Below are 1,673 nucleotides of genomic sequence, written 5' to 3' on the forward strand. Positions count from 1 at the left end.
CGTGGTGGCGGGCGCGGCGCTCGGCGCGGGCCTGGTGGGCCTCGCCCGGGCAGACGAGGCCGACAAGCAGCGGTTCGGCGGCCGGATCGAGTTCCACGGCGAGCACCAGGCCGGGATCGCGACCCCCGTCCAGGACCGGCTGCACTTCGCGGCGTTCGACGTCACCACCTCCGACAAGAAGGCGTTCGTCGCCATGCTGCGGGAGTGGACCATCGCCGCCGAGGCGATGACGTCCGGCCGTCCCGCGGGCCGCGGTGCGGTCGGCGGCAACCCGCTGTCCCCGCCCGACGACACCGGCGAGGCCCTCGGCCTGGACGCGTCCCGGCTCACCCTGACCATCGGGTTCGGGCCGTCGCTGTTCGGCAAGTTCGGGCTCGAGGGCAAGCGCCCCAAGGCGCTGATCGACCTGCCGCACTTCGCGGGCGACAACCTCGACCCGGCGCGCAGCGGCGGCGACCTGTGCGTCCAGGCGTGCGCCGACGACCCGCAGGTCGCGGTGCACGCCATCCGCAACCTCGCCAGGATCGGCTTCGGCGTGGTCTCGATCCGCTGGTCGCAGCTCGGCTTCGGGAAGACCTCCTCCACCACGCCCGAGGCGCAGACGCCCCGGAACATGATGGGCTTCAAGGACGGCACCGAGAACATCCCCGGCGACGACGGCCGCCAGCTCGCGGACTTCGTCTGGGCGACGGCCGAGGACGGCACGGACTGGATGGCGGGCGGCTCCTACCTGGTGGCCCGCCGGATCCGGATGCACATCGAGACCTGGGACAGGACGGGCCTCGGCGAGCAGGAGGACATCATCGGCCGCTCCAAGGGCGAGGGCGCCTCGCCCGGCCGCACCAAGGAGCGCGAACCGGTCGTCCTGGAGGCGATGAAGCCCGACGCCCACGTCCGGCTCTCGCACCCCGCCAACAACGGCGGGATCAAGATCCTGCGCCGGGGGTACTCCTTCACCGACGGCACCGACGGCCTCGGCCGGCTGGACGCGGGCCTGTTCTTCCTGGCCTACCAGCGCGACGTCGCCAAGGGCTTCGTGCAGATCCAGAAGAACCTGGCGGGGGACTCGCTCAACGAGTACATCCAGCACGTCGGCAGCGGGGTCTTCGCGATCCCGCCCGGGGTCGCCAAGGGCGGCTCCTGGGGGGACGCGCTCTTCGCCTGAGCGTCCCGCGAACGCCGTGGTTCCCGTATCGGGGCCACGGCGTTTCCGTCGCCCGGCGGCCGGTGGCGGTATCGTTCGGCCATGCGGATCGCCTTCGTGGACTCGGGTTTCGGGCTGCTCGCGGCGGCGGCCGCGGTGCGGCGTGCACGTCCGGACGCCGATCTGGTGCTCTCCAACGACGTCGCGGGGATGCCGTGGGGCCCCCGCACGCCCGACGACATCGCCGAACGGGCCGTCGCCTGTGCGAAGGCCGCGCTCGAGCTGCGGCCGGACGCGCTGATCGTGGCGTGCAACACCGCGTCGGTCCATGCGCTGGAGGTGCTGCGCGGGCTGCTGGAGCCGGGCCTGCCCGTCCTGGGGACCGTCCCGGCGATCAAGCCGGCCGCGGCGGCGGGGGAGCCGATCGCGGTCTGGGCGACGGTCGCGACCACGGCCAGCGCCTACCAGTCGGATCTGATCGCCCGGTTCGCCGACGGCGTCCCGGTGGCGGCGGTGGCCTGCCCGGGGC

Annotated in this window: 2 protein-coding genes; both read left to right on the plus strand. The window is 73.6% G+C overall.

What is annotated here, in order from left to right; genetic code table 11:
- The first annotated feature begins 1 nt into the window (after nucleotide 1).
- A complete protein-coding gene (gene efeB, locus ACYVE7_RS33620; RefSeq protein ID WP_460370557.1) occupies nucleotides 2–1,165 on the plus strand; it encodes an iron uptake transporter deferrochelatase/peroxidase subunit in 1,164 nt (387 codons plus the stop codon).
- 81 nt (nucleotides 1,166–1,246) lie between these two features.
- The coding region (locus tag ACYVE7_RS33625) for a glutamate racemase (protein WP_460370559.1) at nucleotides 1,247–1,673 on the plus strand (427 nt) is incomplete at its 3' end.

The organism is Actinocorallia lasiicapitis (assembly GCF_054778695.1).